Source organism: Nocardia sp. NPDC023852 (assembly GCF_040639505.1).
In the GTDB taxonomy this organism is placed as follows: domain Bacteria; phylum Actinomycetota; class Actinomycetes; order Mycobacteriales; family Mycobacteriaceae; genus Nocardia.
The window spans coordinates 125,893-152,866 of the sequence record NZ_JBFAAB010000003.1 but is presented as its reverse complement, the minus strand read 5'-3'; the positions used below and the strand labels follow the sequence as shown (position 1 = coordinate 152,866).

The following is a 26,974-nucleotide window of genomic DNA, read 5'->3' as shown; positions in this document are numbered from 1 at the left end:
TGAGACACCATCGCGCAGCGCTCATCGCGCCGACGGGGTGCGGGAACCCCCGCATGACACAGGAGGCACGATGAGACACCATCGCGCAGCGCTCATCGCGCCGACGGGGTGCGGGAACCCCCGCATAACACAGGAGGCACGATGAGACACCATCGCGTAGCGCTCATCGCGCCGAGGGGGGGCGGGAACCCCCGCGTAACACAGGAGGCGTCGCGATGACCACTGCCGAAATCATCACCAGGGCTGAGGTGTGCGCGGTCGCCTGCGCGGAGATCTTCAGCGGCGCGGGGGAGATCATGGCCAGCCCCATGTCGCCGATGTCGATCATCGGCGCTCGGCTGGCCAAGCTCACTACCGAACCCGACCTGCTGCTCTCCGACGGCGAGGCGCTGTTGCTTGCCGACACTCCCCCGATCGGCGGCAAGGCGCCCATCGAGGGGTGGATTCCGTTCCGGAAGGTGTTCGATGTCGTGGCCTCCGGTCGGCGGCATGTGGTGATGGGAGCCAACCAGATCGACCGATTCGGCAATCAGAACCTGTCCGCGTTCGGCCCGTTGCAACAACCGACCCGGCAGATGTTCGGCGTGCGCGGCGCACCGGGCAACACGGTCAACCACGCCACCAGTTACTGGGTTTCGCGGCACACCAGGCGGGTCTTCACCGACCGGGTAGACGTCGTCTCCGGCGTGGGATACGACAACGTGGACCGTGCCAACCCGGCGTTCCGATTTCTGCACCTGCATCGCGTCGTAACCAACCTGGGTGTTTTCGATTTCGAAGGTCCCGGCCACACCATGCGTGCCCGCAGCCTGCACCCCGGCGTCACCGCCGACGAGGTCGCCGACAACACCGCATTCGAGATCGCGGACCTCGCCGACGCGGGCGAAACCCGCTCGCCCACCACCGAAGAGCTGCGACTGATCCGAGAGGTGCTCGATCCCGCGAAGATTAGAGAAACCGAGGTCGCTGCATGAGTGAGCGAACGACAAGCACAGCCGCGATCGCGGTCATGACGGAGCTGAGCGCCGGCGAGGTGAAGCCATGACCGTTCACCTGCGCACCGCGCTGACCGACCTGGTCGGCATCGAACACCCGATCGTGCAGACCGGCATGGGCTGGGTCGCGGGCCCGAGCTTGGTCGCGGCCACCGCGGAGGCGGGCGGGCTCGGTATTCTCGCCTCCGCCACCATGACTTTCGCGGAGCTGGATGCGGCGATCGCGAAGACCAAGACGCACACGTCGAAACCGTTCGGTGTGAACATCCGCGCCGACGCCACCGACGCCGCCGAGCGAATCGATCTGCTGATCCGCGAGCAGGTGGCCGTCGCCTCGTTCGCGCTCGCCCCCAGACAGGACTTGATCGCCAAGCTGAAAGACGCCGGAGTGGTGGTGATCCCGTCGATCGGCGCGGCAAAGCACGCGGTGAAAGTCGAGGCTTGGGGCGCGGACGCGGTAATCGTGCAGGGCGGCGAGGGCGGCGGGCACACGGGCCCGGTGGCTACCACGCTGCTGCTTCCCTCAGTACTGGACGCGGTGGACATCCCCGTGGTCGCGGCCGGCGGGTTCTTCGACGGGCGCGGTCTCGCCGCTGCCCTGGCCTACGGCGCAGCGGGTATCGCGATGGGCACCCGGTTCCTGCTCACCCGGGAGAGCACGGTGCCCGACGCCGTGAAGCAGGAGTACCTGGGCAGGCAGTTGCAGGACACGGTGGTATCAGTGAAGGTCGACGGCATGCCGCACCGCGTGCTGAACACCGAACTCGTACAGCGCCTCGAACATTCGGGCCGCTGGCGTGGTTTGACCACGGCGGTCTCCAATGCCGCGAAGTTCAAGAGCATGACCGGGATGAAGTGGTCGGCCCTGGTCCGCGACGGCCTGGCGATGCGAAAGACCAAGGACCTCAGCTGGCCCCAGGTCATCATGGCAGCGAATACACCGATGCTGTTGCGTGCGGGGCTGGTCGAAGGGAATACCCAGGCCGGGGTGCTCGCGGCCGGGCAGGTCACCGGGATCATCGCAGACCTACCCACCTGTGCGGAATTGATCGACCGGATCGTCACGGACGCGGCCGCGCGGATCGAGGCGATCGGCGCGCTCGCCGACCGTGCGGATTCTGCCTTCGAGTGAAGCAGCAGGCTGCCTTCGGCCTGGTGGGTCCGAAGGCAGCTCGCTCGGGTAGCGAACTGTGCGCGATTGCCACCGAACGCAGGTCTGTAGTCGCACTAGGCGGCGTCAGACACTTCCAGACAGCAACGATAACGCGAACTCGCACGCCGGTATTCGATGGAGGAGACCGCTCCCCTCGATAGTGGACGAGCAGCGATCCGAACGCTCCCCAGCGCTGGTCAGCCGGAGTATCGCGGATCCGTGATACTGCACCATGTGAGTGCATGCCGTGGCCAGTGGGCAGAGAGACCAGCACGATGACGGTGCTACCGGTTCGCTTGCCGGATGGTTTGATACTGCGATCCGCGATTCCGGGCGACCGAGACGCGTTCGCGTCCCTCCAGTCCGATGCCCATAAGGATTCGGACGGCAAACCCAATGCGGCCGTCGGCGCTTGGAGTGCCGAGCTTTTCGATCGCGCACATCCCACCATGGAGCTGGCGGACATCACAGTGGTGGAGGATCCGGCCACCGGTGCACTCGCATCCGGTCTGACCCTGGTGCCGCAGACCTGGTCCTACGCCGGGATTCGGTTCGGCGTGGGCCGACTGGAACTGGTGGCGACGCATGCCGACTATCGCAGGCGGGGGCTCATCGGCCGTCAGTTCGACGCGCTGCACGAGCGCAGCGCGGGCCGCGGCCAGCTGATGCAGGTCATCACCGACCTGATGTTCTTCCATCAGGAGCACGGCTATCACGCGGTGCTCACCCAACGCGCGGGCCGTGGCGGCTGGACGCGTGACCTGCCACCGGCGCCGTCGACGGGCGAGCCTGCCGGATTGCGTTGTGCTACTGCGGCCGATGCACCTTTTCTGGAGAGCATCGACGGCCATGCCGGGGCCCGGGCCTTGCTCACCTGCGCACGCGACCGAGCGCTGTGGGCATACGAACTCACCGGCCGGAGCCGCGACAACATGATGCGCGACGAAATCTTCGTCATTCAGCAGGGCGATCGACCGGTGGGCTATGCACTGTCGGGTTATGGTGGTATTCCCAGTTTTTCCATTCCGAGCTGGCTACCCGGGCAGCCATGTCCGGAATCGGTGACTTCCATTTCCGGGCTCGAATTGGCGCCGGACGTTTCCTGGTCGGAAATCCTGCCGAGCGTACTGCGGCAGACGACGGGTGCGGATGGATACATGCTGTGGCTCGGCACCGACCACCCCGCCTATCAGATACTAGGCGATCTGCTGGTACGACGTCCGCCTGATATCGGCTGGTTCGTTCGGATTCCGGATCTCGCCGCGTTTCTTCGTCACATCACACCCGTGCTGGACAAGAGGCTGGCCGAGTCGGCCTTCCGGGGGCATACCGGCACGCTGCGGCTACATTTCTACACCTTCGGCTTGCGACTGCAGTTCCAGGACGGAAAAGTGGCCGATATCGACCGGTGGCCGGAGCACACCAGGCGTTCCTCGGATGCGTCCATGCCGGTCGCGATGTTCTTGTCACTGCTCCTGGGTCACGCCGAACTGGGAGAACTCGCCCCGGCGTATGTCGACCATCGACTGCAGACCCAGCTCGCGGCGGCCCTGCTCACCACCCTCTTCCCCAAGCTTCCATCGCAAATCTGGCCAGTGATCTGATTATGAAGGAATTCTCGTGACCTTGCTCGAAACCATAGCCGCGCAAAGAATAAGAGATGAATATCTCGTTCGCACGCAAAAATCTCTGCGGTTACACGAGAACGCGAAGGAATGGCTTCCCGGAGGTGATACCCGGACAATCAACCATTTCACGCCATACCCCACTTTCATGGACCATGGCGCCGGTTGCGTGATGACCGATGTCGACGGCAACGATTATCTCGACTTCTACAACAACATGAGCGCGACCGTGCACGGTCATTGTCATCCCGCACTGCTCGCGGCGGCGGCAGAACAAATCGGTAAGAGCTCCGCCCTCGGTACGCCCGTGGAGGTGCAGGCTCGGCACGCGGCCGTGGTGTGCGAGCGCGTTCCGTCGATCGAAAAAGTGCGGTATTGCAATTCGGGCACCGAAGCGACCATGCTCACCATCCGGGCCGCGCGGGCGTTCACCGGCCGTGACGTCATCGTCAAGATCGACGGCGGCTACCACGGATTGCACGACGATGCGCAGATCAACATGTTCACAGGCCTGACCGATCCGACGTATCCGCAGGAAGGCCTGCCGGAATCCTTCCCGCCGGCCCAGCCTGCGCGCGGGGTGCCCAAGGCGCGGATGCGCGAGGTGATGCTGCTGCCGTACAACGATCTGGCGGCGGCGCGGGAACTGTTGGCTTTGCACGCCGAGCGGATCGCCGCGCTCATCGTGGAACCGATGATGGGTGCGGCAGGCGGTATTCCTGGCGACGTCGCGTATCTGCGTGGTCTGCGCGAACTCACCACCGCTCATGACGTGCTGCTCATCTTCGATGAGTGCGCCACCTTCCGGATGGGGCCGCTGCAACGTCGCTACGACATCACGCCGGATCTCACCTCACTCAGCAAGATCATCGGCGGCGGCTTCCCGCTGGGCGCATTCGGCGGTCGCGAAGACATCATGGCCCAGTTCGACCCCACCCGACCAGGTCACGTCTATCACGCGGGCGCGTTCGGTGGGAACAACATGAGTCTGGCCGTCGGGCTGGCCGCGCTGAACACCTACGGCCCCGCCGAAGTGGAGCAGCTCAACGCGAAAGGCGAGCGGCTGATCCGGGACCTCCCCGAAGCGGCACGCCGGGCGGGCGTGCGACTGCGGATGACCGGCATCGGGTCCCTGATGCACCTGCACTGGGGCCACGGGCCGATCAACAACCCGCAAGATGCGCTGGCCCGCCGCGCCGGCTTGGCGGAACTGCCCGAGTTGTTTCACCTCGCGCTGCTCAACCGCGGTATCTACACGGCGCGCCGCGGCTTGTTCGCCCTGTCCACCCCGATGACCGACCACCACATCGAGACGTTCATCGACGCTGTGCACGACGTGCTGCTCGAGCTCGGCCCCTACATCAGCACACACATTCCACACCTGCTCGTCGAGAATGCGGGACACTGATATGGACCCGATCGAGTGGGGCGTCGCCGACGCGGCGGCTCACATCAAACGAGGTTCGGTGTCCGCGAGGGAATATGCTCGGGCGCTTCTGGATCGCATAGACGAACATCGCGCACTCGGCGCCTTCATCACCGTACGCGCGGAGGCGGTGCTCGCCGCAGCCGAACAGGCCGACGCAGCGCGGTCGAGCGGGGCGGTACTCGGGCCGTTGCACGGTGTGCCGCTCGCCGTCAAAGACAACATCGACACCGCCGACCTCCCCACCACCGGTGGCACACCCGCCCTGCGCGAGCACCAGCCGTCCGCCGACGCCGACGTGGTGCGCCGACTGCGGGATGCCGGAGCGCTGGTGTTGGGCAAAACCAACCTGCATGAGCTGGCATACGGCATGACCAGCAATAACGGTTCGTACGGCCCGGTGGCCAATCCGTACCGGCCGGACCGGATAGCCGGCGGCAGTAGCGGAGGCACTGCCGCGGCGGTTGCCGCCCGGTTGGCGCCCGCTGGATTGGGCACCGACACCGGCGGTTCGGTGCGGATGCCCGCGAGCCTGTGCGGCGTGGTCGGCTTCCGCCCCACCGTCGGTCGCTACTCGCAACGAGGTCTCATTCTGGTGTCCGGCACCCGCGATACGGTCGGGCCGTTGGCCAGGACCGTCGAGGATGTGCGGCTGCTGGATTCGGTCCTGAGCGGGGTTACCGAGCCGGAAGACGTCGCTCCCGTACCGGTGCGGCTCGGCGTCGTGCGCCGTCCCTTCGTCGATGGACTTGCCCCCGACCTGGCGGAGTGTTTCGAACGACGCACAGCTCAGCTCGCTGCCGCCGGGATCGAAATCGTGGAGCTGGAATTTCCCGCGCACACCGGCGACCTCATCGCCAAAGCAGGTTTCCCGATCGCCTTCTACGAGACACCCATCGAGCTGCAGAACTACCTGACGACTGGCAATATCGCCATGTCGTTGGCCGAGCTCGTCGCGTGCTGCGGAAGCCCCGATGTCGAACAGCTTCTCACCGGACTTTTGGGCACGGACGCGATCTCGCCCGACGACTACACGGCCGCGATGACGCGCTATCGGCCCGAGTTGGACGAACTGGTGCGCGCCAGCCTGACCACGCACCGGCTCGACGCACTGCTGTGGCCGACCACGCCGGTCACCGCGGCGCCGATCGGGGCCGACGAGGTGGAGTTGGGCGGCGAGCTGGTTTCGGCGTTCCTCGCCTACAGCCGCACCACCAACCTCGGCAGTATTCTCGGGTGGCCCGGCGTCAGTGTGCCTGCCGGACTGGACAGCTCCGGCCTGCCGATAGGGATCGCGCTGGACGGACCACCCGGCAGCGACAGCCGTTTGCTGCGGATCGCCCGCACCTGTGAGCAGCTGTTCGGACCGCTGCCGAGTCCGCGAGCCACCTCGGTTTCCGGCGGGAAGGCCCGATGATTCCCTATCGTGAGGTGATCGCGGGACCCGAGTTACGCACCAGGTTCCCCGACACCGAACTCGTGTCCGAATACCTGGCAGCGGGCAGCCCGGCCGGTGAACTCATCTATCTAGGTTTCGGCGAAACGTGGACCAGGACCGCGCCCGGCTTGACCGCGGGATTGGCCGCGCTGCCGACGCACACACACGGATACGTCATATCGCAGTACGGTCTGCCCCGTCTACAACGCGTCCTGCGTTCGTATATCACTCGCACGCACGGGCTCGCGCCCGAATTCTCCGGGGATTACGAAGTCGCGGTGACCGCGGGTGGCACGAGAAACGCAATGTTCGACTTCGGCCGGATGCTGCGCGCCGACGGCGTCACCACAGTGCTCGCGCCTATGCCCGGCTGGGACTATGCCGGGGTTTTCGGGCCGCTCGGCTGCCGGATGCGCTATTACCCGTTGGACGCGGGCCAGCCCGTCACCACCGACCTCGCCATGGACCACAACACGCTGCTGGTGATCAACGCCCAGCACAATCCCACTGGCGCCAACTGGCGGCCCGAACTCGTCCGCCAGTTGCTCGAAGCGGCGCGAGCGGCCGGCGCGGCGATCTTGCTGGATGACGCGTACTTCGGGGTCCACGATCCGGAACGGACACCGACATCCGCCCTGCGGCTGCTGTTGCGGCAAACGCCCGAATCGCGCTGGCTGGCCGTCCGGTCACTGGGAAAGCAATTCCATTGCAGTGGTTGGGGAATAGGCGCGGCAACCGCACATCCACACACGCTCGACACGTTGGTCAACCAGTGGCAGTTTCAACGGAGTTTCGCCAGTGCCATTCCTCTTCAGGAGGCGATGGCAAGCTGGCTCTCCGATCCGGCGTCCGAGCGCTACCTCGCCGAACAGGGGCGGGAATACACCGAAAAACGGTCTGCCGTGCATGATTCGCTGTGCACCGAACTCGGCTACCCGGCCGACCTGGCACAGGTCGGGGAGTTCGCACCGTTCGCGCACGTGCCGCTGCCCCGGGCACAGCGACACGGTTCGGTGGCGCAGTTCCGTCGCGAATGTCTGCGGCAGACGGGCGTGCTGGTGGGGGTCGATCGGTGGGACGCCGAAGGTGGTGACCGATCACCGTGCTACCGGTTGTATTTGGGACCGCCGCTTCCGGTGATCATCGAGGCGCTCACCCGGATGAGTAAGGCACGCTATGGATACTGACCTGGCCCAGCTGACCTACGCCGACTACCTGCACCTGGACCAGGTGCTCGGCGCGCAGCAGCCACGCACCGATCCAGAACAGCACGACGAGATGATGTTCATCATCTGCCATCAGGTCACCGAACTATGGCTCAAACTGTTGTTGCACGAACTGACCGCGGTACGGAAAGCATTCCGTGCGGATACCCCGGGGCTGCCCACCTTGTCCCGCGCCGAGCAAGTGCTGTTGCGCCTGAACGAGCAATGGGCGGTGTTGGACACCTTGTCGCCCGACGCATTTCACCTGTTGCGACCCTATCTGGGCCGGGCATCCGGCCTGTATTCGAAGCAGTATCGGGACCTGGAGTTCCTGCTCGGAAAACGCCACCCCGGCTGGCGGAATTTCGCGGCCCGCTACGCCACCGAGCCGAGCCTGTTCGACGAACTGATTCGATATCTGCACCGGCGCGGCCACGCCGTGCCCGAGCACTATCTGGAACGAGACTGGAGTAGACGCCGGGAATCCACGCCTGAACTGTTCGGAGTGTTCCAACGAATTCAGGCCGCCGAGCAGCGTGTCGAGTATCAGATCGCTACACATCTCCTTGCCATCGATGGGCACCTGCGGGAATGGCGGCGGCGTCATCTCCAGCTCGTGCTGAAGCATCTCGGCAGTACTCCAGGCACCGCGGGCACCTCGGGCGCACGCTATCTCGAAGCCACCATCGATGACGTGTTCTTCCCCGAACTCATTCAGCCACAGCATGATTGACCATCTGTTCGTCGCCGACGCGGCGTGGCTCGGCGCGGACGACCTCGCCGGGCCCACCGCGGTAGGCGTGTGCCGCGACGAGATCAGCTGGATCGGCCCACCCTCCGCCGCGCCGCCCGCCGTGCCGCGAACCCACCTCGACGGAATACTGCTGCCCGGTCTCACCGACCACCATGTGCACACAGCCCTGATCGATCCTGCCGAACTCCTGGTGGCCGGAGTGACCACGTTGGTCGATCTGGGCGGCACGCCCGACGACCTCTGGCCACTGGTCGAGCGCTCGCGGAACGATCCGGACCTGCCCCGAATCCGGGCGGCGGGCCCCTTCCTCACCGCGCCCGGCGGTTATCCCACCCAACAGGATTGGGCTCCAGCGGGAATCGCACTCGAAGTCGATGGACCACATTCGGGCGCCGCGGCCGTCGAATCGTTACTCCCGCACGAGCCGATAACGATCAAGGTCGCCCTCAATTCCGAAGCGGGTCCGGTCGTCGACGACGCCACCTTGCGCGCGATAGTCCACACCGCGGCCGACCATGGCATTCCGGTGACCGCACATACCCAGGGACCCGGACAAACCCTGCGGGCGTATCAGGCCGGCATACGGGTACTCGCACACACACCGTGGACGGAAACCCTCACTGACGACTTGATCAACGACCTCGCCCGCAGCACGACGATCATCTCGACCCTCGATATCCATGGTTGGGGAACTCCCACCCATGAACGAGACACCGCCTTGCGCAATCTCCACCGCTTCCACGCAGCAGGCGGAACAGTCCGGTACGGCACCGACCTGGGCAATGGTCCACTGCCGCGCGCTGTCAACGCCCGAGAAGTCGTCGCACTCACCGAAGCCGGGCTGACGCCGGTCGACATCCTGCACGCGATCACCAGCTCACTACTACGCCCTGGCGTCCCGGCGGACCTGACCGCCGTCCCCGCGGATCCGACGACGAACCCCGGCGCGCTCAGCCGAGCAATCACGATCCACAAGGCTGTCATGCGGGGTATCCGATGACCGCAGAGGGCGTTCGGCCCCTTCTCGGGACACCTGGGATACGGATCACGATGGAGTGTCGGCCGTATCACGACGGGTGATTCCGCCTGGCGAGCCGCAGGGCTCGAGTTGTCGGCAGTGCTAGCTTCGCCCTGCTCCACCAAGGAAACCGATCGACAGGGAAGGATTGGTATGGGAGACAGGTCTGTTCGAGCCGTCGTGTCGATCGCCGCGGTCGCTGCCGGTGCGCTGACTGCGGGACTCGCCGCGCTGCCCGCAACGAGCGAAACGGCAAGCGGCACCGTCGCATATCTCGCGCAGGACGACGACTCCGGTCAAGTGTCCGACGAGGGTGGCAAGGGCGGCGGAAGTGGCGATGAGAATGGCAAGGGCAAAGGAAAAGGGAAGGGCAAGGGGAAAGGCAAAGGAAAAGGCGGCGGCGAGTAGCCCACAGCCGAGGGTGGTGAAAAGGAGGCTCGGTCCCGAGCGCAGTCGGACCACCAGGTTCAGTCCGACCGTGCTCGGATAGTCGCTGATTCGGCAGTCGAATCGGTGACGCACAAGCCGAGCGGCACGCTTGTCCGACGTGCCGCTCGGCGGTACGGGGTCAGTGGGACAGCCGCTCGATGATGGTGGCGTTCGCGGTGCCGCCACCCTCGCAGATGGTCAGCAGTCCGTAGCGGCCGCCGATCCGTTCCAGTTCGTTGAGCAGCGTCGCGAAAAGCTTTGCGCCCGTGGCGCCGAGGGGGTGGCCGAGAGCGATGGCGCCACCGTTGACGTTGACACGCTCCGGGTCGGCGCCGATCTCCTTCAGCCAGGCGAGCACCACCGGTGCGAATGCCTCGTTGATCTCGACCACATCGATATCGTCGATGGTCAGACCGGACTTCTCCAACGCCCATTTGGTCGCTGGAATCGGGGCGCTGAGCATGAAAATCGGATCCGCGCCGCGCGCGCTCACGTGGTGGATGCGCGCCCGTGGCGTCAGGCCGTACTCCTGCACGGCCCATTCGGAGGCGAGCAAGGTGGCGCTGGCGCCGTCCGAAATCTGGCTCGCCACAGCGGCGGTCAGCGGGCTGCCCTCGGCGAGTGCGGGGAGCGTGGCCATCTTCTCCAGGCTGGTCTCACGTGGGCCCTGGTCGATCCAGAAGTCGCCGACCGGCACGATCTCGTTGTCGAAGCGGCCGTTCTTGATGGCGTCGCGCGCCCGCTCGTGGCTGCGCAGTGCCCAGCGTTCCATGTCCTCCCTGCTGATGCCCCACTTCTCGGCGATCAGCTGAGCGCCGCGGAACTGCGACACCTCGCCGGTGCCGTAGCGATGGTCCCAGCCCTGTGCGCCGACGAACGGTGACTCGAAGCCGTACTCCTTGCCCGCCAGCATGGCCGCGGAGATCGGGATGGCGCTCATGTTCTGCACGCCGCCCGCGACGATCACCTCGGCGGTGCCGCTCATGATGGCCTGCGCGCCGAAATTGATGGCCTGCTGACTGGATCCGCACTGCCGGTCGACCGTGACACCGGGAACCTCTTCGGGGTAACCCGCGGTCAGCCACATGGTGCGGCCGATGTTGCCCGCCTGCGGCCCCACGTTGTCGACGCAACCTACGACGACGTCGTCCACGTTACCCGGGTCGATCGGCGTGCGGTCCAACAGACCGCGTAGCGCGACCGCACCGAGGTCGGCCGGGTGCACGCCCGCCAGTGCGCCGCCGCGCTTGCCGACCGGGGTGCGTACCGCATCGATCACGTAGGCGTCCCGCTGTGGGATGTAAGGGCGACGGGACGCGGAAGGTGCTGACATGTAAGGGCTCCTACGTGGTGCGCCGCTCGGGGACGGTGAGCCCGTCGAGCACGATGGTCAGGTACTGCTTGGCGAGGTTGTCGACGGTGATGGCACCGCCTGGCCGGTACCACCGCACCGCGACCCAAACCGTGTCGCGCAGGAACCGGTAGGCCAGTTCGACGTCGAGTTCCGGCCGGAAACTGCCGTCCTCGACGCCGCTGGTCAGCACCCGGTGCCACAGTTCACGGAATTCGCGGTTGTAGTCGGCGATGTAAGTGAACCGCTCCGTGGCGCTCAGGCGCTTGGCCTCGGCCTGGTAGATGGCCACCGCGGCGTGCCAGCGGTTGAACGACTCGTAGGACGCGAGCACCAAAGCTTCCAAAGTGTCTCGCGAACTCAACCCGGAGGAGACGATCTCGCGGTAGCGGCCGAACAGGTCGTCCAGGAAACCGCGCAAGATCTCGTCCACCATCGATTCCTTCGAATCGAAGTGGTGGTAGAGACTGCCCGACAGGATTCCGGCCGCATCCGCGATGTCGCGCACCGTGGTGGCGCGCAGTCCTCGCTCGGCGAACAGCTCGGCCGCCAGTGCGAGCAGTTCGTTGCGCCGTGCTGATTTCGAGGCGTCTGGTGCGGTCACGGGCCCCATAATACAACCAAGCATTTGCTTGGTCGAGTGGGTAGGTACGGTGACTCAGCGCGCCGAGTAGCGCAGTGGCGAGGAGACCGACAGGTCGGCGAGCAACCGATCGCAGATCACCACGGGTGACACGCCGGCCCTGGCCATCCGCGTGACGAGCGCGAGACGACGCTCGCAGCTGTCCCACTCGACGGTGAGCTCGCCACGGTCGGGTCCGGCGTCCACCGTGGCCATCACCCGCGGCGGACCGTAGCGCACAGGCTCCTCGATCAGCTTGAGCAGCATGCCGCGCTGCCAGGCGCGATAGGTTTCCATGTCCGCGGCCAGCACCATCTTGTCGGTAGCGGCGCACAGGCCGCGCGCGACCTCGTCCGCGAAGGCCACCCGGTCGAACCGGAACTTCCGACACTTCGCGACGACGGCGAGCAGATCCGCGCGGACCTCGCACAGCAGCGCGTACTGGCGCTGTCTGCGCCGCTCCTCTTCGCTCTCGGACGGGTCGAATTCGGAGCTCAGCCCGATGTGTCTGGCGCGCTCCCGATCGCGGGCCAGATCGGCGCGTAGCGCACCGCGCGGGTCGCGTGCGACCTCGCCTTCATCGACGGCGTGTTCCTCGAGAATCTGCGCGGCACGCATGGCGGTCGCGCATTCGGAGGTGTGCTCGATGAGTTCGGCTCCGAGCGTGAGCGCGGAAAGTATCAAACTTTCCAGCCGCCGTCTGGCCAGCACGACTTCGCGCACTAACTCGAGTTCCAATTGTTCGCGGGCAGGTGGGCGATCCAGGCCCATAGCCATCGCCCCCTTGGCGGGTATGAGATTCGACCCCATCCAGCATGGCACACCCGGTGAGCCGATGCGCCATCGTTTTCCACACCTTTGACCAGCCGTCCACTCAGCGTGCCGAATAGGCGCGAACAGCGCAGGGCAGCAGGCGCTACAAAAACAAACACAGCAGCTCAGGCGCGTTGGCTACTGACCGAGACCACCTCGCCGGTCAGGTAAGAGGTGTAGTCGCTGGCCAGCATCGCGATCGTCGCGGCGACCTCCCACGGCTCGGCCGCGCGGCCGAATGCCTCGCGTTCGGACAACCGGTCGAGCAGTTCGGTCGAGCTGACCTTGTCCAGAAAGGCGTGCCTGGCGATGCTCGGCGCCACCGCGTTTATCCGGACGCCGAATTCGGCGGCCTCGACCGCGCTGCACCTGGTCAGCGCCATCACGCCGGCCTTGGCCGCGGCGTAGTGTGCCTGGCCGTGCTGGGCACGCCAGCCGAGCACGCTGGCGTTGTTCACGATCACGCCGCCGTGGCCGGCGTCGCGGAAGTAGGTCAGCGCGGCACGGGTGCAGCGGAAAGTGCCGTTCAGGGTGATGTCCAGGACCCGGTCCCACTGCTCGTCGGTCATGTCGACCACCGGGGTCTCGCCGCCGAGCCCGGCGTTGTTGACCATGATGTCGATCCGGCCGATGGCCTCGGCAGCGCCGCGCACCAGCGCGTCGACCTGCTCGGTGCTCTGCACGTCACACGCGATCGAGGCGACCTGCCGGTTCGGGAACTCGGCGGCCAGCTCGGTCGCGGTCTCCGCGAGACGTCGCTCGTGCCAATCGGAGACGACCACATCAGCACCTTCGGCGAGCAGCCTGCGCGCGGTGGCCGAACCGATGCCAGTGCCCGCGGCGGCGGTGATCACAGCGGTGCGTCCGGTCAGCAGGCCGTGCCCGGGAACCGGCGCGGGGGCGACCGACAGCGGCCCCATCACGCGCGCGCCTCGCGCGGCAGTCCGAGCACGCGCTCGGCGATGATATTGCGCTGCACTTCGTTCGAACCTCCGTAGATGGTGTCGGCGCGGGTGAACAGATACAGCCGCTGCCATTCGTCGAGATCGTCCTCGCCCGCCACCAGCCCGCGCGCGCCGAGCACGGCCATGGCCAGCTCGCCGAGGCCCCGATGCCAGTTGGCCCACAATAGTTTCGCCACCGACGCCTGGCCGCCCCCATCGTCCACGCCCGCGGCCCCCAGGGTGCGCATCGCGTGCGCACGCAGGACGCGCAGCCCGACCCAGGCCCGATCGATCCGGTCGGCGATCAGCGGATCGTCGGCCGCGCCGGTGCGATGGGCCAGCGCCTCGATATCGGCCAGCTCACGCGCGAACCGAATCTGCTGGCCGAGCGTGGAGATGCCCCGCTCGAAGGTCAGTGTGCCCATGGCAATGCGCCAGCCGTCACCCGGCTCGCCGACCACCAGGTCGGCCGCGGTGCGCGCGTTGTCGAAGAAGACCTCGTTGAACTCCGAGGTGCCGGTCAGCTGGATGATCGGGCGCACATCGATGCCCGGCTGTTTCATCGGGACGAGTAGGTAGGAAAGGCCCTTGTGCCTGGTAGAGCCGCGCTCGGTGCGGGCGACGACGAAACACCAGTCCGCGACATGCGCCAGCGAGGTCCAGATCTTCTGCCCATTGATCGACCACTCGTCGCCGTCCAGGTGCGCCGCGGTGCTGATCGCGGCCAAGTCCGACCCGGCCCCCGGTTCCGAATAGCCCTGGCACCACAGCTCGGTGACCGCGCGGATGCTCGGCAGGAACCGGTCCTTCTGCGCGGGGGTGCCGAAAGCGAGCAAGGTGGGCCCGAGCAGTTCCTCGCCGACGTGCGAGACCCGCGCGGGCGCGTTGGCCTTGGCGTACTCCTCGTGGAAGATCACCTGCCTGCGCACGGTCGCCGCCCGGCCACCGTACTCCTTGGGCCACCCCAGGCAGGTCCACCCCGCCGCGGCCAGGTGCCGGTCCCAGGCGAGCCGCTCCTCGAAGGCCTCGTGCTCTCGACCGGGACCGCCGAGGCCGCGCAGCTCACGGAATTCTCCGTCGAGATTCTCCGCCAGCCACTCGCGCACCTCGGTGGCGAATTGTGCGTCTTGCGCAGCGGAAAACCGTCCGTCCGGCGCAGCGGTGTCGGATTCCGAGGTCTGGATAGCACCCACGCCGGTAGGATAACCTACCAAGCACTTGCTTTGTAGAGCACGGACATAAGTGGCTCGCACGGACGGTGAGGACAACCGTGACAACCCCTGCACAAACGACACCGATGGCACTGCACCACGCCGCCCGCACGTTCGGCGCCGCACCGGCTATCGCCGACGGCCCGGTCCGGCTGAACTGGACGCAGCTGCTCGAGGCGGTCCAGGAGGTGGCGCGGGCACTCATCGCGCGCGGTGTGTGTATCGGCGACCGGGTGGCCATGTGGGCGCCCAACACCCACCACTGGGTGATCGCCGCGCTCGGCGCGCACTACGCCGGCGCGACACTGGTGCCGTTGAACACCCGCTATGTCGCCGACGAGGCGGCCGACCTGCTCGGCCGGGTGGAGGCGAAGGCCCTTTTCGTCGCAGGGAACTTCCTCGGCCGCGACCGGCTCGCCGAACTCCGCGGGGCCGCACGAGCTCTCGCTATCGACACCGTGGTGGTCATTCCGGTCGAGGCGGGCGGTGAGAACACCGACATCGCCGCTCTGGACTGGTCGGAGCTTGCGACCGTCGCCGAACGGGTCACGGTGGCCGAGGCGGAGGAACGCGCCGTGGCGGTCGGTCCCGACGACATCTCCGACATCCTGTTCACCTCCGGCACCACCGGTCGCAGCAAGGGCACTCTGGTCGCGCATCGGCAGGCGCTGTCGGTGGTGCGGGCGTGGGCGGAATGCGCCACGCTGCGCGGTGACGACCGGTATCTGGTGGTGAGCCCGTTCTTCCACAACTTCGGCTACAAGGCGGGCATCCTCGCTTGCCTGGTCACCGGGGCAACGACCATCCCGCAGGCCACCTTCGACGTACCGGAGACCATGCGGTTGGTCGCCGAAGAGAAGATCACGGTGCTGCCAGGGCCGCCGACTATCTATCAGACGATCCTCGACTTCCCCGACCGCGCCAAGTACGACGTGCGCACGCTGCGAGTGGCCGTCACCGGCGCGGCGACGGTGCCTGTGGTGCTGGTCGAGCGGATGCGTTCGGAACTCGGATTCGACATCGTCATCACCGCATACGGCCTGTCCGAGGCCGCGGGATTCGGCACCATGTGCCGCGCCGACGACGACGCCGAGACCATCGCGAATACCTGCGGCAGGCCGATCGCGGACTTCGAATTGCGACTCAGCGAGGCAGGCGAGGTCTTGCTGCGCGGACCCAACGTGATGCTCGGCTACCTGGACGACCCGGAGGGCACCGCGGAGACCATCGACGCCGAAGGCTGGCTGCACACCGGCGATATCGGCACGCTCGACGACCGCGGGTATCTGAAGATCACCGACCGGCTCAAGGACATGTACATCTCCGGCGGTTTCAATGTGTACCCGGCCGAGATCGAGCAGGCGTTGGCCCGGCTGGATGGGGTGGCCGAGTCCGCCGTCGTCGGGGTACCCGATGCCAGGATGGGCGAGGTGGGCAAGGCGTACGTGGTACGCAAGCCCGGCTCGCGGCTCACCGAGGAGCAGGTGCTCGCCCACGCCACCACCGTGCTGGCCAATTTCAAGGTGCCGCGGTTCGTCGAGTTCCGCGATCAGCTGCCCTACAGCGCCGCTGGGAAAGTGCTCAAACGTCAATTACGTGAGGAGAATTCGTAATGTCGGAACCGGCAATCCCCGTCGGGGCGGAGGGGCGGGAAGAACACGGGGCGGAGGGGCGGGAAGAACACGAGGGCGAAGTCGTCACCTACGAGCGGCGTGGCCGCGTCGCGATTGTCACGCTGAACCGGCCCGACTACCGCAACGCGCAGAACTCGGTGATGACCTACGCGCTCGATGCCGCCTTCGAGCGAGCCGTGGACGACGCCGAGGTGGGGGTGATCGTGTTGGCGGGCAACGGGAAACACTTCAGCGCCGGGCACGACATCGGCACCCCCGGCCGGGACCACCATGTGCGGTACCAGAACAAGGCCGCGCTGTGGTGGGACCACGTCGACCGGGTCGGCGGCGACCAGCGTTTCGCCCGCGAACTCGAGGTCTATCTCGGCATGTGCAGGCGGTGGCGGGACATTCCGAAGCCGACTATCGCGATGGTGCAGGGCGCCTGCATCGCCGGTGGGCTGATGTTGGCATGGGTGTGCGACCTGATCATCGCCTCCGACGACGCGTTCTTCTCCGACCCGGTTGTCCGCATGGGCATTCCGGGCGTCGAATATTTCGCGCACCCCTGGGTGATGGGACCTCGCGCGGCCAAGGAGTTCCTGTTCACCGGCGACCGATTCGACGCAGCGCAGGCCAAGGAATGGGGCATGGTGAACCGGGTGGTGCCGCGCGCGGAGCTCGAGGCCGAGACCCTGGCGCTCGCCGAGAAGATCGCCACTATGCCGCAATTCGGGCTCGCCCTGACCAAGAAGGCGGTCAACCAAGCCGAGGACCTGATGGGTATGCGTTCGGGGATGGACTCGGTTTTCGGGCTGCACCACTTCGCGCACGCGCACAACGCGGAAGTCGGCGCCGATGCACTGGGCGGTATGAACGCCAAGACGATGAAGGCCACGGCGAGCACCGCGGAACAGAACGGAACAATGTAGTGGATCTGGATCTCGACCAGGCGACTCAGGAATTTCAGCGGGAGGTTCGCGAATTCCTCGCCGCGAACAAACCCACCCCACCACTGCCCTCGATGGACACCATGGCCGGCTTCGAGGCGCATCGCACGTGGGAGCGCACCCTCGCCGACGCACGCCTCTCCGTGGTCGCCTGGCCGGAGGAGTTCGGCGGACGCAACGCCTCGTTGCTGGAATGGGTGCTGTTCGAGCAGGAGTATTACACCGCGGGCGCACCGGGGCGGGTCAGCCAGAACGGCATCTTCCTGCTCGCGCCGACACTGTTCGAGCACGGCACGCCCGAGCAGCTGGAGCGGATAATGCCGCGGATGGCGCGCGGCGACGACATCTGGGCGCAGGCCTGGTCCGAGCCGGAGGCGGGCAGCGATCTGGCGGGCATCCGCTCCACCGCCCGGCGCACCACCGGTGGCTGGCTGCTCAGCGGCCAGAAGACCTGGAGTTCACGCGCCACGTACGCGGACTGGGCGTTCGGGCTGTTCCGCAGCGACGCGGAGGCCGAGCGGCACAAGGGCCTCACCTACATGATGTTCCCGTTGACCGCCGACGGTGTGCAGGTGCGCCCGATCCCACAGCTGGACGGCGAGCCAGGCTTCGCCGAGATCTTCCTCGACGACGTGTTCGTGCCCGACCGCGACGTGATCGGCGCGCCGGGCGAGGGCTGGCGGGTCGCGATGAGCACCTCCAGCAACGAACGCGGCCTCTCACTGCGCAGCCCGGGCCGTTTCAGCGCCACCGCGCAGCGGCTGATCGATCTGTGGCTGGACAGCGGCGACCGCACCAACACCACACAGCGCGACGCCGTGGTGGACGCCTGGATCGGCAGCGAGGCCTACCGGCTACACACCTTCGGCACCGTCACCCGGTTGGACGAGGGCGGCAAGCTGGGCGCCGAATCCTCGATCACCAAGGTGTTCTGGTCCGAACTCGACATCGCCATGCACGAGACCGCGCTGGCGGTGCTCGGCGAGGCAGCCGAGCGGGCCGGGCCGTGGACCGACGGATACCTGTTCGCGCTGTCCGGTCCGATCTACGCGGGCACCAACGAGATTCAGCGCAACATCATCGCCGAGCGGCTGCTCGGACTACCGAGAGGAAGCAGCCGATGAGTGTGCAATACCTGTCCGGCGACTACCCGTCTCGAGCCATCTATTGGTCTGCTTCTACGACGCGGGAGTCGCGTATGGAAAGGAGGGCTCGATGAGATTCGCGCTCAGTCCCGAACAACTCGACTTCGGCACGAGTCTGCGCAAGCTGTTCGACGCGGGGCGCACGCCGAATATCGTGCGCGCCTGGACCGCTGGTGACCCGCGCCCCGGCCGCGCACTGATCAAGCAGCTGGCCGAGGCGGGTGTCCTCGGTCTCGCCGTCGCCGAGGAACACGGCGGCGTCGGCGCCGAACCGATCGATCTGGTCGTGGCGTTCCAGGAGATCGGGAGGGCCGCCGCGCCTGGCCCACTGGTGGAGACTGCTGCCGCGATACCCGCACTGCTGCAAGCACTTCCGGACCAGAGCCTGGCCGCACGGTGGCTGCCCGGCTTCGCGGGGGGCGCGGCGCTGGGCACCGTGGCCTTCGCGACACCCGGCCAGAGCAGCGTCGCGCTGGACGCCGACACCGCCGAGGTCGTGCTGCACGCCGACGGCACGCAGCTGAGCACCGGCCATCGCGCCGGCCTGGTGCGGTCGGTCGATGCCGCGCGCCGGTTGTTCGCCGTCGACCTCGACGACGTGGTCGCCGAGGGACCACAGGTGCGCGACGCCGCCGCTGCCGGGTTCGATACCGGCGCGCTGGCTTGCGCGGCCCAGCTACTCGGCGCGGGGCGGTCGTTGTTGCACGCTGCCACCGGATACGCCAAGCAGCGCAAGCAGTTCGGCAAGCCGATCGGCGAATTCCAGGCCGTGAAGCAGAAGCTCGCCGACGTGCTGATCGGGCTGGACCTGGCCGAGCCACTACTCTTCCGCGCCGCGCTGACCATGGGGGAACCGACCCGCGCCCGTAACGTGTCGGCCGCCGTGATCGCCTGCGGCGACGCGGCCTACCGGGCAGCGCGCGCCGCGCTGCAGGTGCACGGCGCGATCGGCTACACCGCCGAGTACGACCTCTCGCTATGGTTGACCAAGGTGACGGCGCTGCGTTCCGCCTGGGGCACACCGGATCTGCATCGTTCCCGCATCGCTCGTGCGCTGCGCGATGACACCGCCGAAGACGGCGCACTGCGAGGCACGGCATGAGCGCGGCGAGTAGATCATCAACCCGGCGCGCGGTGCGCATGACGGAGCCGAGCGCCGGCGCGGTGCGGTTATGAGCACTTCCGAACATCAGGAGTTCATCGCGTCGGTCCGGGCACTACTCACCAAGCACGCCGGGTCCGCCGCGGTGCGCGCGGCGATGGATACCGAGCTGGGCTACGACCCCACACTGTGGCGGCTGCTGTCCGAGCAGATCGGGGTGGGCGCGCTGGCGATACCCGAGGAGTACGGCGGTTTCGGCGCCGGCCTGGTCGAATCCCTTGTGGTGGTTGGCGAAGTGGGCCGAACACTCGCTGGTGTGCCGATGCTCGGTTCGGCTGTACTCGGCGCGCAGGCCGTGCTGCTGTCGAACGATGCCGAGGCGTGTGCTCGGCTGCTGCCCGGGGTCGCCGAGGGCACCAGGACGATCGCGGTCTGCTGGGCGGACGAAAGCGGCTGGGACGAGTACGGCGTGCACGAAGCCGACGGAACCCTCACCGGCACCGCGCACTACGTGCTGGACGGGATGTCCGCCGACTCCCTCGTCGCCGTGACCCCGACCGGTTTCTTCGAGGCCGAGCCCACCGCCGCGGGTATCACCCTGCGATCCGCCCCGACCATGGACCCCACCCGAAGGCTCGCCGAGATCGCCTTCGCCGAGGCACCCGCCCGCCGCCTCGGCTCCGGTGACCCGACGGGCGCCATCGCGCGGCTGCGCGAGATCGCTTGGGCCGCTGTGGCCGCCGAGCAGGTCGGTGCCGCGGAACGCTGCCTGGAGATGACGGTGGAGTACGCCAAGTCCCGAGTGCAGTTCGGCCGTGTGATCGGCAGCTTCCAGGCGCTCAAACACCGGATGGCGGATATGTACGTGCTGCTGGAGTCGGCCAAGTCCGCGTCTGTCGCGGCCACCACGGCCGTGGCGACGAACAGCCCGTCGGCCGCCGAAGACGTGTGGGTCGCCCGCGTGCACTGCTCGGAGGCGCTCACCGCCATCGCGGCCGAGACCGTCCAGCTGCACGGCGGCATCGCGATCACGTGGGAGCACGACGCGCATCTGTTCTTCAAGCGCGCGCATGGGGACGCACAGTTGTTCGGCACGCCGCGGCGGCCGTCGACCCGGTCGGCCTGAAGGCCAGGGCGGATCGGAGTCGGGTTCGTATTTGCTTGCGATTCGGCGCTCTGAACCGAGCCTCGGGGGTGTGCGGGTGAAGCCGCAGCCACCAGCCTCCGTCACTCTCGGCCCGGGCGCCGCGAGGAGTACGGTCAGGAGGTATGACCGAAGCGAAGCGGGGACGTGTCAGGGTCGAGACCAGCCAGAAGAGGGTGCGGGCCTATCTGGGCGGGCAGCTGGTGGCCGACTCCGCCAGGCCGGTGCTCGTATGGGAGAACCCGCACTATCCGACCTACTATCTGCCCGTCACGGATGTGCACGCGAAGCTCGAGCCGAACGGGACCACCCAGCACTCCCCCAGCCGCGGCGAAGCGACCGGCTACGACGTCGTGGTGGACGGCACGACCGGCACCGGTGCGGCGGCGCGATATCACGATTCACCGCTCGCCGAACTGCGCGAACTGGTCCGGCTGGAGTGGAACGCGATGGACGAATGGTTCGAGGAGGACGAGCCGGTCTACGTCCACCCGCGGGATCCGTACTCCCGGGTGGACATCCTGGCCAGCTCGCGACACGTGAAGGTGGTGATAGACGGCGTCACCGTCGCCGACTCCCACTCGCCGCGCATCGTCTTCGAAACCGGCTTGCCCGCCCGGTTCTACCTGCCGATGACCGACGCCCGGATGGACCTGCTGCAGCCATCCGACACGCACACCGGCTGCCCCTACAAGGGCACCGCTGACTACTGGAACGTCCGCATCGCCGACAAGGAATATCCGGACTACGTCTGGGGCTACCGCACCCCGCTCCCGGAAAGCCAGAAGCTTGCCGGCCTTGTCTGTTTCTACAACGAGAAGGTCGACATCTACGTCGACGGCGAACTCCAGGAACGGCCCCACTCACCTTTCAGCTGAGCTGATGCGCACCCGTGGGCGAACTCGCGCCTTCGAGCCGGCCCGGCGGCAGCGAGCAGGTATGGATCTTCGGATGGACTCCGGCAGCCGCCGGTCTGGACAGCAGCGCGGCGCAAGCCTCGCGACGGCTTCCACGCCGAAGCCGGTTCCGCTGGACGCGGCGGCGCGGGCCGCTTGATCAGACCGCGACCAGAGGGGGGTTGTCCTCGGCGCGGCGGTATCGGCCTGGGGCCAGGCCGTATTCGCGTTTGAAGGCCTTCGCGAAGGCGAATTCCGAGGTGTAGCCGACCTGGCGGGCTACGCTGCCGAGACCATTGTCGGTTTCGCGGAGCAGGCGGGCGGCGGTGAGCATTCGCCAGCGGGTCACATACGCCAAGGGCGGTTCGCCTACGGTCGCGGTGAATCGGCGGGCAAGGGTGGCGCGGGAGACACCTGCTACGTCGCTGAGATCGGGAACGGTCCACGCCTTCGCGGGCTCCTCGTGCACCGCGCGCAGCACCGCTGCGACCGCGGGATCGACGAAAGCGCCTGCCCAGCCAGTGGTTTGCGCGTCGGCCTGCTCGTCGAACCACGCGCGCAGGATGAACAACAGCAGCGTATCCAGTAGCGCGGGCACGGCGGCGTCGCTGCCGGGCCTCGGTTCGGCGATCTCGGCGGCCAGCAGATCGACGGCACCACGCAGCGCCGGGTGACGGCCGGGACGTGCTGCGAGATGGATGAATTCGGGTAGCTCGTCGAGGATCGGATGGCTGCGTTGCCTGCCGAGTTCGTACGCACCGCACAACAGCGCGGTCCGCACACCCGGCCCGACGATCTCTCGCGGCTCCCCGGGCGAAGCCGTCTCGGTGACCGGACTGTCCATGCTGTCGACCAGATCATGATCAGCACCGCGCGGCATGAACAGCACGTCTCCGACCCCGAGTGCCATCGGCTCGCCGCTCGGCGGAACCACCCAGCACGACCCCTGCAACACCACGTGGAAGCCCGCGCCGGGCACGACAGGATACCGACGACCCCACGGGGCGTGCCGGATGAACAGGCCGGAGGTCGGACTGCCGGTGCGGATGGCCGCGATGGCCTCGCTGAGAATGTCCACGTAGCCACCGTAGCACTCTCCGATTGAGCGTTTCAGGCATAATTAAGAGTGTTACAGCCATTGGTTTACTCATGTGACAGTCGTAGATTCTGATTTATGACATCGACGAATACCACCGGAACCACCAAGACCATCGCCGTCTACGGCGCCACCGGCCACACCGGCGGTTATCTGCTCGCCGAACTTCGTCGCCGCGACATCAGTCCGATTCTGGTGGGTCGCGACGCCGATCGAATCCGGACCGCCGCGACCGCCGCGGGCCTGCCGGACGCCGAGGTACGGGTCGCGGACCTGGCCGATCACGCGGCCCTCGTCATGGCGTTCACCGACGCCGACGTGGTGATCAGCAGCCTGCCCGCCTATGTGGACCACGGTCCCGCGGTGCTCGCGGCGGCCATCGACGCGGGCGCGCACTACACCGATATGTCCGGCGAGCAACTGTTCCTCGCGCGGGTTTTCGAGGAGTTCGGACCGCGCGCCGAGGCGGCCGGCGTCACCGTGGTCTCCGGCATCACCGACAGCAATCTGCCCGGTGATCTGCTCGGCTACCTCACCACTCGCCGAGCCGCCGGACCGGCGGAGGTGGTGGTCAGCCATCTGAGCAAGAGTGGCGGCAACGGATCCAAGGGCAGCGCGAAGACCGTGTTCGCCAGCCTGGACTGGTTCCGCGGCGGCGGTTGGCACTACGCCGACGGTGAAATGCACACAGGCGCAACCGCGCGCCACGGACAGATGACCTTTCCCGGCGACACCCAGCCGACGGCGGTCGCGAAGTTCCCGCAGCCGCCGGTCCTGACCATCCCACGTCACTCGGACGTCTCCTATGTCGAAGGCGTCCTTGCCACGTCGATCCTCGAGACGCTGAGCGGGTTCACCGCCGACATCGTCGACTCGCTACCCGACGCACCCAGCGCGGACCTGCGCTACGACCTGGTCGTCGATGCCTTCGGAGCGGACGGCCACAAAATCCGCGGTGTGGTGAGCGGCGTCGACTCCTACCGCGATTCGGCGCTGATGGCGGTCGAGACCGCCGTGCGCCTGGCCGAAGGCGCCACCCAGCCGGGTGCGCTCGCCGCCGCCGAGGCCTTCGACGCGGCCGACTTCCTCGACGCGTTGGCGCCGTTCGGAATCACCTGGCACATCCGAGAACACTGAGTGCGCGGGCGACAGCGGCCGACGTCTGCGATTCGTAGACCACGACGCAGTTCCCAGCGAAGGGAAGGCCGCTTCCGGTAGGAGCGCTCGGCGTCCCGATAATCAGCGAACACCGTGTGCCCGGCGCTGAGCGAGCGAATTCCGCCGAACCGATGGCGGGCTCGCGGCGCGAGAAGAATGAGCGAATGGGAGGCCGCCCGTGGACCGATGGAAGCGGGAGGGCCTGCGGTCGGGCAACCGCGGGTTGCGCAACCAGATCGACTACATCCTGGATGCTTACGAGCGGCAGCAGGCGAATCTGGCCGACGTGCAGAAGAAGCTGGACGCACTGCGCGTGAAAGCCGGTTCGTCCGATCAACTGACCGAGGTGACGGTGGACAGCGCGGGAGTGGTCACCGAGGTGCGCTTGTCGGCGGCCGCGATGCGCGGAACACCGGAACAACTTGCACGGTCGATCACGGAAGCCGCCCAGGAGGCGGCACGGCTGGCGTGGTCACAGCGCGAAGAGGTGAGCGCTCCGATCACCGGGGCTGCCGAAGCGCTACCCGACCTACCCGACATGGTGCCCGGAGCGCCGAGCTGGCGCGATAGTCGCGAATCCATCGACGACAACGACCAGGCCCAGGCATTGCTCGACGCGGACAACCTCTGATGGACGCTCGGTACGAACAGCAACGTTCTCAACTCGCCGATATCCGGGAGCGGCTATCCGCCGTGCATGCCCAGGCCAGTTCGGCCGACCGGCTGGTGACGGTGACGGTCGATTTTTCGGGCATCGTCACCGACGTGAGCTTGGACCCGCGAGCCCTGCGCACCACATGCGCCGATCTCGGCCGAATCGTCACCGAAACAGCGAGGGCGGCAGCACGTCTCGCGCATCAGCAAACGACCGAAACGATCGCCCCGATCGTCGACGTCGTCGGCAGCATGCCCGAACTCGCCGATCTGCTGCCGGGTGCACCAAGCCTGCGCGAACCGGATACCGCCATCACCCAGGACGACGCAGTCCAGGAAGACGACGACGAGTACGCCGGAGAATCACACATCGGGGTTATCACATAAGGACATTCGACAGCCACATGGCTGCTCGGTCCACTGAGTGTGGCCAGCGGTCATCGCTGGGTGTCACGGCGATCGCCCGGTGCACCGATCGCGCGGCGCGCGTAGCCGCGTTTACTCGGGAATGTGGAGCACGCCCTCGTCCACGGCCCATTTGATGGTGCGCTCCAGCTGCGGGCAGGAGTCGGGACGACCCGGCCCGAAGCCGTTCGCGCTCAGTTCGGCGAAGACCGGGCAGTGGCTGGCCGGGTCGTCGGTCCATTGCACCGAGGTCTGGTGCGAACTGCTCTTGCGCACCAGCACCTCGCTCCGGCAAGCCTGACACCGCAGCGGAGTCAGGCCGTCCTCCAGATATCGCTGCTTGTCGGCCACGGTCTGGGCACGCATTTCGGCCTGCCGAACGGGCTGGTCGGCGAAATCAGGTGCCTTCGCCCAGGTGACCATCAGACGTTGGCCTCGGCTTCCTCGACCTCGCGCTTGCGCCGCAGGTTCTCCGCGACCTCGGCTTCCCACGCCTCGTTCGCCTTGGTGGTGTCCACCTCGAACTCGAAGCGCTGGGTCATCTTCTCGGTGACGTCGGCCAGGTCGACGTAGAACTGGTCATACCAGCGACGCAGCTGGTAGACCGGGCCGTCCTCTTCGCACAGCAGCGGGTTCTCGACCTTGGACTTGTGCTTCCAGATCTCGACGTCCTGCTGGAAGCCGACGCTGATGCCCTCGGTCATCTTCTCCGCCAGTCTGTCTGCCATCTGGCCATCGACGCCCTGCGGCTTCTCCAGCGTGATACCCCACTGCAGCACGAAGGAGTCCTGCGTTACCGGATAGTGGCAGTTGATCAGCACGCTTTTGACTTCGTAGCCGCTGTAGATGTTGATCAGCGGGTTGATCATGTACGACGGCCCGAAGTACGAGGCCTCCGACTTCAACAGGGTGTCGCCGCCATACTTGGAGGCCATGCCGATGTCCGGCCGGCCTTTGGTCTCCAGGAACTGGGTGGCGATGTGGCCTTCGAAGACGTTTTTGAAGTACGTCGGAAAGGCGAAGTGGATGTAGAAGAAGTGGGCCATGTCGACCACGTTGTCGATGATCTCGCGGCAGTTGGCTCCCTCGATCAGCATCGAGTTCCAGGTCCAGTCGGTCCATCCGCTGTCGAGTTCCTCGGTCGGGTTGCCGTCCGCGTCGGTGTAGGGGCCCTTGATGTGCGGGATGGCGACCTCAGGCGGTGGCTGGCTCCCCTCGTGGTCATGCCAGACGAACAGCTGACCGTTGCGCTCCAGCGTGGTCCACTTCCTGGTGCGCGCCAAGGGCGGCACCCGCCGCGCGTAGGGAATCGCGGTGCATTTTCCGTTGGTGCCCGACCAGCGCCAGTCGTGGAACGGGCAGGCGATGTCGTCGCCCTTGACCTCGCCCATGGTCAGGTCGCCACCCATGTGCCTGCAATAGGCGTCGAGTACCCGAAGTTCACCGTGGCTGTCTGCCCAGACGACGAGCTTGGTCCCGAATACATCGACCGCGTGCGGCTTGCCGTCACGGAACGCCTTGGCCAGGCCCAGGCAATGCCATCCCCGGGCATACCGGGTCGGCACGGTGCCGACATCCAGATCCCGGACCCTCGCACCGCTCCGCGGCGTTGGATGGGCCGCCTCGCGGGTCCCTACGGGGTTACGCACGCTGCCGCCTCCGGATCCGTCGTTCGGCGGCGGTGGGGTAACTGCCATCGCGATTCCTCCTTCTGTACTAGAACACGTTACAAAACTGGCGCCCTCGACGCCAGCGATTTGCCCCACTTCCTGCGCGGGTTCAATTGCGACATGGGGTGAACATCGGTTCTCGACATAAATAGGAACC

At 66.8% G+C, this 26,974-nt stretch carries 27 protein-coding genes; 18 read left to right on the top strand and 9 right to left on the bottom strand.

The annotated features are described in order from the left end of the window. Nucleotides 1–215: 215 nt before the first annotated feature. From AB0H00_RS08275 to iaaH, 5 genes are all read left to right on the top strand, one after another. Nucleotides 216–974 carry a CoA-transferase gene (locus AB0H00_RS08275; RefSeq protein ID WP_357262819.1) on the top strand — a complete coding sequence of 253 codons (759 nt, stop codon included), beginning with the start codon at nt 216–218 and terminating at the stop codon, nt 972–974. 67 nt (nt 975–1,041) lie between these two features. Continuing rightward, a complete protein-coding gene (locus tag AB0H00_RS08270; protein ID WP_357262816.1) occupies nt 1,042–2,127 on the top strand; it encodes a nitronate monooxygenase in 1,086 nt (361 codons plus the stop codon). Between the two features lie 263 nt (nt 2,128–2,390). Next, complete coding sequence (locus AB0H00_RS08265; RefSeq protein WP_357262813.1) at nt 2,391–3,752, top strand: GNAT family N-acetyltransferase; 1,362 nt, start codon at nt 2,391–2,393, stop codon at nt 3,750–3,752. A gap of 169 nt (nt 3,753–3,921) precedes the next feature. Next, nucleotides 3,922–5,181, top strand: coding sequence for an aminotransferase class III-fold pyridoxal phosphate-dependent enzyme (locus AB0H00_RS08260; protein ID WP_357262810.1), 1,260 nt, complete (start codon nt 3,922–3,924; stop codon nt 5,179–5,181). A gap of 1 nt (nt 5,182) precedes the next feature. After that, nucleotides 5,183–6,616 (top strand): indoleacetamide hydrolase, encoded by a 1,434-nt coding sequence (iaaH, locus tag AB0H00_RS08255; protein ID WP_357262808.1) that lies wholly within the window; start codon nt 5,183–5,185, stop codon nt 6,614–6,616. A gap of 4 nt (nt 6,617–6,620) precedes the next feature. Here the strand turns inward: iaaH and AB0H00_RS08250 are convergent, their stop codons facing one another. Next, a complete protein-coding gene (locus tag AB0H00_RS08250) occupies nt 6,621–6,722 on the bottom strand; it encodes a hypothetical protein (protein ID WP_357262805.1) in 102 nt (33 codons plus the stop codon). On the opposite strand from AB0H00_RS08250, the gene AB0H00_RS08245 reads away from it, so the two are divergent. The 4 genes from AB0H00_RS08245 (at nt 6,679) to AB0H00_RS08230 (ending at nt 10,022) form a co-directional block, all read left to right on the top strand. Continuing rightward, nucleotides 6,679–7,824 carry a pyridoxal phosphate-dependent aminotransferase gene (locus AB0H00_RS08245; protein WP_357262802.1) on the top strand — a complete coding sequence of 382 codons (1,146 nt, stop codon included), beginning with the start codon at nt 6,679–6,681 and terminating at the stop codon, nt 7,822–7,824. The two genes, AB0H00_RS08250 and AB0H00_RS08245, sit on opposite strands and share 44 nt — an antisense overlap. Continuing rightward, entirely contained in the window at nt 7,814–8,575 is a 762-nt protein-coding gene (locus AB0H00_RS08240; protein ID WP_357262799.1) for a tryptophan 2,3-dioxygenase family protein, read from the top strand. Before AB0H00_RS08245 ends, AB0H00_RS08240 begins: the two co-directional genes overlap by 11 nt. Further along, nucleotides 8,568–9,596 (top strand): hypothetical protein, encoded by a 1,029-nt coding sequence (locus tag AB0H00_RS08235; protein WP_357262796.1) that lies wholly within the window; start codon nt 8,568–8,570, stop codon nt 9,594–9,596. Before AB0H00_RS08240 ends, AB0H00_RS08235 begins: the two co-directional genes overlap by 8 nt. Nucleotides 9,597–9,767: 171 nt before the next feature. Continuing rightward, on the top strand, nt 9,768–10,022 hold the full coding sequence (locus tag AB0H00_RS08230; RefSeq protein ID WP_357262794.1) for a hypothetical protein: 255 nt from the start codon (nt 9,768–9,770) through the stop codon (nt 10,020–10,022). Nucleotides 10,023–10,182: 160 nt separating this feature from the next. On the opposite strand, the gene AB0H00_RS08225 is transcribed toward AB0H00_RS08230, so the two are convergent. From AB0H00_RS08225 to AB0H00_RS08205, 5 genes are all read right to left on the bottom strand, one after another. Next, complete coding sequence (locus AB0H00_RS08225; RefSeq protein WP_357262791.1) at nt 10,183–11,376, bottom strand: acetyl-CoA C-acetyltransferase; 1,194 nt, start codon at nt 11,374–11,376, stop codon at nt 10,183–10,185. 10 nt (nt 11,377–11,386) lie between these two features. Then, complete coding sequence (locus AB0H00_RS08220) at nt 11,387–12,007, bottom strand: TetR/AcrR family transcriptional regulator (protein ID WP_357262788.1); 621 nt, start codon at nt 12,005–12,007, stop codon at nt 11,387–11,389. A gap of 45 nt (nt 12,008–12,052) precedes the next feature. Next, nucleotides 12,053–12,826, bottom strand: coding sequence for a hypothetical protein (locus AB0H00_RS08215; RefSeq protein ID WP_357262785.1), 774 nt, complete (start codon nt 12,824–12,826; stop codon nt 12,053–12,055). 128 nt (nt 12,827–12,954) lie between these two features. Beyond that, complete coding sequence (locus AB0H00_RS08210) at nt 12,955–13,749, bottom strand: SDR family oxidoreductase (protein ID WP_357262782.1); 795 nt, start codon at nt 13,747–13,749, stop codon at nt 12,955–12,957. Continuing rightward, nucleotides 13,749–14,966 carry an acyl-CoA dehydrogenase family protein gene (locus tag AB0H00_RS08205; protein ID WP_357262779.1) on the bottom strand — a complete coding sequence of 406 codons (1,218 nt, stop codon included), beginning with the start codon at nt 14,964–14,966 and terminating at the stop codon, nt 13,749–13,751. Before AB0H00_RS08205 ends, AB0H00_RS08210 begins: the two co-directional genes overlap by 1 nt. 104 nt (nt 14,967–15,070) lie before the next feature. On the opposite strand from AB0H00_RS08205, the gene AB0H00_RS08200 reads away from it, so the two are divergent. The 6 genes from AB0H00_RS08200 (at nt 15,071) to AB0H00_RS08175 (ending at nt 21,816) form a co-directional block, all read left to right on the top strand. Further along, complete coding sequence (locus AB0H00_RS08200; RefSeq protein ID WP_357262776.1) at nt 15,071–16,597, top strand: FadD3 family acyl-CoA ligase; 1,527 nt, start codon at nt 15,071–15,073, stop codon at nt 16,595–16,597. After that, on the top strand, nt 16,597–17,529 hold the full coding sequence (locus AB0H00_RS08195; protein ID WP_357262773.1) for an enoyl-CoA hydratase: 933 nt from the start codon (nt 16,597–16,599) through the stop codon (nt 17,527–17,529). The genes AB0H00_RS08200 and AB0H00_RS08195 overlap by 1 nt, the downstream gene beginning before the upstream one ends. Further along, on the top strand, nt 17,529–18,671 hold the full coding sequence (locus AB0H00_RS08190) for an acyl-CoA dehydrogenase family protein (RefSeq protein WP_357262771.1): 1,143 nt from the start codon (nt 17,529–17,531) through the stop codon (nt 18,669–18,671). Before AB0H00_RS08195 ends, AB0H00_RS08190 begins: the two co-directional genes overlap by 1 nt. Nucleotides 18,672–18,762: 91 nt before the next feature. Further along, the gene (locus AB0H00_RS08185; RefSeq protein WP_357262768.1) at nt 18,763–19,794 is read left to right on the top strand and encodes an acyl-CoA dehydrogenase family protein; all 1,032 of its coding nucleotides are present in this window, start codon (nt 18,763–18,765) and stop codon (nt 19,792–19,794) included. Between the two features lie 70 nt (nt 19,795–19,864). Continuing rightward, nucleotides 19,865–20,920: an acyl-CoA dehydrogenase family protein gene (locus AB0H00_RS08180; RefSeq protein ID WP_357262765.1), complete on the top strand. Its 1,056-nt coding sequence runs from the start codon at nt 19,865–19,867 to the stop codon at nt 20,918–20,920. Nucleotides 20,921–21,063: 143 nt separating this feature from the next. Next, nucleotides 21,064–21,816 (top strand): DUF427 domain-containing protein, encoded by a 753-nt coding sequence (locus AB0H00_RS08175; RefSeq protein ID WP_357262762.1) that lies wholly within the window; start codon nt 21,064–21,066, stop codon nt 21,814–21,816. A gap of 178 nt (nt 21,817–21,994) precedes the next feature. On the opposite strand, the gene AB0H00_RS08170 is transcribed toward AB0H00_RS08175, so the two are convergent. After that, complete coding sequence (locus AB0H00_RS08170) at nt 21,995–22,912, bottom strand: AraC family transcriptional regulator (protein ID WP_357262759.1); 918 nt, start codon at nt 22,910–22,912, stop codon at nt 21,995–21,997. A gap of 96 nt (nt 22,913–23,008) precedes the next feature. Here AB0H00_RS08170 and AB0H00_RS08165 point away from each other — a divergent pair, with 96 nt between their 5' ends. From AB0H00_RS08165 to AB0H00_RS08155, 3 genes are all read left to right on the top strand, one after another. Beyond that, the gene (locus tag AB0H00_RS08165) at nt 23,009–24,067 is read left to right on the top strand and encodes a saccharopine dehydrogenase NADP-binding domain-containing protein (RefSeq protein ID WP_357262756.1); all 1,059 of its coding nucleotides are present in this window, start codon (nt 23,009–23,011) and stop codon (nt 24,065–24,067) included. Between the two features lie 199 nt (nt 24,068–24,266). Further along, on the top strand, nt 24,267–24,719 hold the full coding sequence (locus AB0H00_RS08160; protein WP_357262753.1) for a YbaB/EbfC family nucleoid-associated protein: 453 nt from the start codon (nt 24,267–24,269) through the stop codon (nt 24,717–24,719). Then, nucleotides 24,719–25,129 (top strand): YbaB/EbfC family nucleoid-associated protein, encoded by a 411-nt coding sequence (locus tag AB0H00_RS08155; protein WP_357262750.1) that lies wholly within the window; start codon nt 24,719–24,721, stop codon nt 25,127–25,129. The genes AB0H00_RS08160 and AB0H00_RS08155 overlap by 1 nt, the downstream gene beginning before the upstream one ends. A 111-nt stretch (nt 25,130–25,240) precedes the next feature. Here AB0H00_RS08155 and AB0H00_RS08150 read toward each other — a convergent pair whose 3' ends face one another. Beyond that, nucleotides 25,241–25,570: a hypothetical protein gene (locus tag AB0H00_RS08150; protein ID WP_357262747.1), complete on the bottom strand. Its 330-nt coding sequence runs from the start codon at nt 25,568–25,570 to the stop codon at nt 25,241–25,243. After that, nucleotides 25,570–26,844 (bottom strand): Rieske 2Fe-2S domain-containing protein, encoded by a 1,275-nt coding sequence (locus tag AB0H00_RS08145; protein ID WP_357262745.1) that lies wholly within the window; start codon nt 26,842–26,844, stop codon nt 25,570–25,572. Before AB0H00_RS08145 ends, AB0H00_RS08150 begins: the two co-directional genes overlap by 1 nt. Nucleotides 26,845–26,974: the final 130 nt, after the last annotated feature.

Excerpts from the sequence above, each read along its gene's own strand:
- AB0H00_RS08220 (WP_357262788.1), bottom strand. The coding sequence starts at position 12,007 with ATGGGGCCCGTGACCGCACCAGACGCCTCGAAATCAGCACGGCGCAAC.
- AB0H00_RS08180 (WP_357262765.1), top strand. The coding sequence starts at position 19,865 with ATGAGCACTTCCGAACATCAGGAGTTCATCGCGTCGGTCCGGGCACTA.
- AB0H00_RS08240 (WP_357262799.1), top strand. The coding sequence starts at position 7,814 with ATGGATACTGACCTGGCCCAGCTGACCTACGCCGACTACCTGCACCTG.
- AB0H00_RS08155 (WP_357262750.1), top strand. The coding sequence starts at position 24,719 with ATGGACGCTCGGTACGAACAGCAACGTTCTCAACTCGCCGATATCCGG.
- iaaH (WP_357262808.1), top strand. The coding sequence starts at position 5,183 with ATGGACCCGATCGAGTGGGGCGTCGCCGACGCGGCGGCTCACATCAAA.
- AB0H00_RS08260 (WP_357262810.1), top strand. The coding sequence starts at position 3,922 with ATGGACCATGGCGCCGGTTGCGTGATGACCGATGTCGACGGCAACGAT.
- AB0H00_RS08230 (WP_357262794.1), top strand. The coding sequence starts at position 9,768 with ATGGGAGACAGGTCTGTTCGAGCCGTCGTGTCGATCGCCGCGGTCGCT.
- AB0H00_RS08150 (WP_357262747.1), bottom strand. The coding sequence starts at position 25,570 with ATGGTCACCTGGGCGAAGGCACCTGATTTCGCCGACCAGCCCGTTCGG.
- AB0H00_RS08215 (WP_357262785.1), bottom strand. The coding sequence starts at position 12,826 with ATGGGGTCGAATCTCATACCCGCCAAGGGGGCGATGGCTATGGGCCTG.
- AB0H00_RS08145 (WP_357262745.1), bottom strand. The coding sequence starts at position 26,844 with ATGGCAGTTACCCCACCGCCGCCGAACGACGGATCCGGAGGCGGCAGC.
- AB0H00_RS08270 (WP_357262816.1), top strand. The coding sequence starts at position 1,042 with ATGACCGTTCACCTGCGCACCGCGCTGACCGACCTGGTCGGCATCGAA.
- AB0H00_RS08200 (WP_357262776.1), top strand. The coding sequence starts at position 15,071 with ATGGCACTGCACCACGCCGCCCGCACGTTCGGCGCCGCACCGGCTATC.
- AB0H00_RS08225 (WP_357262791.1), bottom strand. The coding sequence starts at position 11,376 with ATGTCAGCACCTTCCGCGTCCCGTCGCCCTTACATCCCACAGCGGGAC.
- AB0H00_RS08275 (WP_357262819.1), top strand. The coding sequence starts at position 216 with ATGACCACTGCCGAAATCATCACCAGGGCTGAGGTGTGCGCGGTCGCC.
- AB0H00_RS08175 (WP_357262762.1), top strand. The coding sequence starts at position 21,064 with ATGACCGAAGCGAAGCGGGGACGTGTCAGGGTCGAGACCAGCCAGAAG.
- AB0H00_RS08165 (WP_357262756.1), top strand. The coding sequence starts at position 23,009 with ATGACATCGACGAATACCACCGGAACCACCAAGACCATCGCCGTCTAC.
- AB0H00_RS08265 (WP_357262813.1), top strand. The coding sequence starts at position 2,391 with ATGCCGTGGCCAGTGGGCAGAGAGACCAGCACGATGACGGTGCTACCG.
- AB0H00_RS08185 (WP_357262768.1), top strand. The coding sequence starts at position 18,763 with ATGAGATTCGCGCTCAGTCCCGAACAACTCGACTTCGGCACGAGTCTG.
- AB0H00_RS08210 (WP_357262782.1), bottom strand. The coding sequence starts at position 13,749 with ATGGGGCCGCTGTCGGTCGCCCCCGCGCCGGTTCCCGGGCACGGCCTG.
- AB0H00_RS08235 (WP_357262796.1), top strand. The coding sequence starts at position 8,568 with ATGATTGACCATCTGTTCGTCGCCGACGCGGCGTGGCTCGGCGCGGAC.
- AB0H00_RS08195 (WP_357262773.1), top strand. The coding sequence starts at position 16,597 with ATGTCGGAACCGGCAATCCCCGTCGGGGCGGAGGGGCGGGAAGAACAC.
- AB0H00_RS08250 (WP_357262805.1), bottom strand. The coding sequence starts at position 6,722 with ATGAGTTCACCGGCCGGGCTGCCCGCTGCCAGGTATTCGGACACGAGT.